Source organism: uncultured Azohydromonas sp. (genome assembly GCF_937926365.1).
Taxonomy (GTDB): Bacteria; Pseudomonadota; Gammaproteobacteria; order Burkholderiales; family Burkholderiaceae_C; genus Azohydromonas.
On the sequence record NZ_CALAOH010000074.1, the window covers coordinates 1 to 3,218 of the forward strand.

Genomic DNA, 3,218 nt, shown 5'->3' on the forward strand with positions numbered 1-3,218 from the left:
TCATTGCGGCGCCGCAGTTGTTCTGCATCGGCGTGAGTAACTTGGCAGAGTAGTGATAGAGGCCGTTGAAGGAATTGCGCATGTCTACCGGTTTACCGTACAGGAAAACGCGGATGCGGCCCTCGGGGAAGAACATCAGCGCCTCACCAGGTGCAGCACCACTCCGCCGCCGAGCTCGATGCGCAAGTCCAGCGCGGGCAGCGGCGCTGCGCCGGCACCACCGAGCAGCCCCAAGTCCACGAACGCCGCCGGCCCCTCCTGCTTGACCGCCTTCACCGCCACCGGCCGGGCTGCTTCAGCTGGCGTGCGCAGCCGCCGGCGCCAACGGGTGAAACTGCTGCGGCACAGCCCCTCGGCACGGCAGAAGTCCTCCACCGTCATGCCCGCGCCATCAAAGCGCTGCAGCACCTCGCGCCATGCCGGCTGGTCCAGACGCCGCCGCTTGACGACTTGCCTGCCTGCTTCCATCTTCGTTGCTCCTCATGCGTTACCGATGAGGGCATTGTTCGGATGGCGCCGCCGCGGTGAAGAACGCCGCGCGCTGAGCGCTTACGTCCATGCGCACGGACTTCGTGCTCGACGCGCTGGAGCAGGCCCTGTACGAGCGCAGGCCTACCGAGGAAGACCGGCTGGTGCATCACTCGGACCACGGGTCGCAATACGTCAGCATTCGCTACACCGAGCGCCTGGCCGAAGCCGGCATCGAGCCGTCCGTGGGCAGCGTGGGCGACTCCTACGACAACGCCCTGGCCGAGACGATCAACGGGTTGTACAAGGCCGAAGTGATCCATCGTCGGTCATCCTGGAAGAGCAAGGAGTCTGTTGAGCTGGCAACGCTGAGCTGGGTGGCCTGGTTCCATCACCACCGGCTGCTGGAGCCCATCGGCAACATCCCGCCTGCGGAAGCTGAAGCCAACTACCATCGTCAACTTGCCGAGTCAGCCGTCCCTGCCTGACTCACACCAACGAGCCTACGAGATTCCCGGCGCGGTTCATGCGCAATATGCAGCCCATGTTGCGGCCAGCGCGTCACGCTCGCCCGCGGCAGCGGCCGAGTCCTTCGGCAAGCAGGGCCAGCACCAGCGAGTCAGCGACACTCCTTCGGCGCGAGCAGCGCATGGACGCTCTTGGGCACGCGCGTGACGAACTTGCCCGAGAGCTTGGGTGCTGCCACATCGTCGGGCTTGAAGGTCGGTGCCGGGATGTCGCGCCCCATGTCCACCATCGCCGCGATGGCCGACTTGAAAGCGTCGCGCGCATTGCGCAAAGCTTCCTCGACGCTCTCGCCGTGGGCCATGACGCCCGGCAGGTCCGGGAACGTGACGAGGTAGCCGCCGCCGTCTTCTCCGCTGAGGTGGCTGATGAGCCGTGCGTAGTCCTCGAAGGGGTACGGCGGGCAAACGGGCTGGATGTGCTCGACGTCGTTCATGGCTCAGTCCTGAATGCGATCGATGAAGGCCACGAACTGCTTGACGTAGATGGCCTTGATCGGTCAGTGAGCGGGCTCGGTCACGATGTCGGGGACCGCCGAGTGCGAGAACACATGGTGTCTGCCACCGCTGCTGCGACAGTCGACGTGATGGCGCCGGGCCACCGTCAGCAGTTACTCCAGGGACCCGTCGCGCGGGTTCTGGTGCATGGCCTCCAAGAGGCTTGTCGCATAATCTCCTATAAATAAAAGAACGAGCAGCCTATCTCTGCCGGACTTACAGACGCAAAAACTTAAGCATGACAAGCACTTGCAGCGCCCTGCCCTATTTACCAGGTCAAGGTAGCAGGCTGCGTTGGTAGAACATACCTTAGGACTCTTATCCTGTCTCTGGTCGAGCTGGACTATCTCAGCTTGGCTTTGGCCATTACCGCGTGACCTTGCCCCTGTTTCCCGTAGTTCTTAGCCCTCGTTCTATGCGGCGTTCTTGTGCTGCGCCGCATGCCAGCGTTGCTCGTACTGCATAGGGCTCAGGTAGCCCAGCGAGGAATGCAAACGGCGGTAGTTGTAAAAAGTCAACCAGTCAACGACCTCATCCATCGCCTGCCGCAGCGTAGCGAACTTGCGGCCGTGGAGTCTGCCCACCGTGAGCCGAGACCACAAGCTTTCGGTCGGGGAATTGTCCCAGCAATTTCCCTTGCGGCTCATTGATGAGCGCATGGCGTAGCCTTGCAGGGCATGCTGGAACTCGTGGCTGCAGTACTGGCTGCCCCTATCGGAATGGAAGGTCAGCCCAGGCTCAGGACGGCGCCGGAACCAAGCCATGCGCAGCGCATCCGTCACAAGGCTGGTCTGCATGTGCGGCTTCATGCTCCAGCCCACCACCTGGCGGCTATGCAGGTCCAGCACAGCAGCCAGGTACAGCCAGCCCTCGTCTGTAGGGATCCAAGTGATGTCACTGGACCAGACCTGGTTCGGTGCCGCTGGGCTGAAGTCGCGCTGCAACAGGTCCGGTGCCACCGGTAGGTGGTGTCGGCTGTCGGTGGTGACGACGTACTTGCGCCTGCCGCGCGCCCTGATGCCGTGCCGGCTCATAAGGCGGTGCACACGCTCCTTGCCCACGCGGTGACCGCGCGCCAGCAACTCCTTCCACATCCGCGGCCAGCCGTACTCCTGGCCCATCTCGGCATGGATGGCACGCATGTGTACCAGCAACACCTCATCGCTGAGCCGCCCCGAACCTGGCCGGCTGGGCTTGCGCGCATCGCGCCGGCGTCGATGTTCCAGGTACCCGCTGACGCTCACGCGTAGCACCTCGCAGGTCAGCGACAACGGCCATTGCCGGCCGTGGCGCTCGATCCAGGCGTACTTCACCCCCGCGCTTTCGCGAAGTACGCCGTCGCTTTTTCCAATACGTCGCGCTCCATCTTCACGCGCGCGAGCTCGGCCCTCAGCCGCGCAATTTCCATCTGCTCGGCCGTCACCGGCTTGTCCCCGGCACCCTTAAGCGCCCCCCTGGCCGCCTCACGAACCCAATTGCCCAGCGTCGCCTTCGGTATCCCCAGAACCTTCGCCGTCACCGGCACCGGCTGCCCCTCATTGACCAGCCGCACCGCCTCCAGCTTGAACTCCAGCGTGTACCTGGCGCGGGTCTGCTTATCTTTCATCCAGTAGCTCCATCCTCTGATTTGACCATCAGCTACGAGCTACGGTTTTCGGGGGCAAGGTCACTGATGGCCTGGATGGTGGGCTTCTCGTCCACGCACAGCACCAGGGCGCGCTCAGGCGG

At 63.7% G+C, this 3,218-nt stretch carries 3 protein-coding genes and 1 pseudogene; 1 reads left to right on the forward strand and 3 read right to left on the reverse strand.

All coding sequences use genetic code 11. From position 1 onward, the window contains the following. Nucleotides 1–135: 135 nt before the first annotated feature. A complete protein-coding gene (locus tag Q0741_RS07625) occupies nt 136–468 on the reverse strand; it encodes a hypothetical protein (protein ID WP_298232598.1) in 333 nt (110 codons plus the stop codon). Nucleotides 469–551: 83 nt separating this feature from the next. Here Q0741_RS07625 and Q0741_RS07630 point away from each other — a divergent pair. After that, nucleotides 552–956 (forward strand): annotated as a pseudogene (locus Q0741_RS07630) (DDE-type integrase/transposase/recombinase); the annotation flags it as partial. Between the two features lie 131 nt (nt 957–1,087). On the opposite strand, the gene Q0741_RS07635 reads toward Q0741_RS07630, so the two are convergent. Together Q0741_RS07635 and Q0741_RS07640 are read right to left on the reverse strand one after the other, a co-directional pair. Further along, nucleotides 1,088–1,429 carry a type II toxin-antitoxin system HicB family antitoxin gene (locus tag Q0741_RS07635; RefSeq protein WP_298232599.1) on the reverse strand — a complete coding sequence of 114 codons (342 nt, stop codon included), beginning with the start codon at nt 1,427–1,429 and terminating at the stop codon, nt 1,088–1,090. 474 nt (nt 1,430–1,903) lie between these two features. Beyond that, nucleotides 1,904–3,096, reverse strand: a protein-coding gene (locus Q0741_RS07640) for an IS3 family transposase (protein ID WP_298232600.1) whose coding sequence is annotated in 2 segments (ribosomal slippage) — nt 1,904–2,838 and nt 2,838–3,096 — 1,194 coding nt in all. Because the reading frame shifts where the segments join, the coding sequence is not laid out codon by codon here. Between the last annotated feature and the right edge of the window lie 122 nt (nt 3,097–3,218).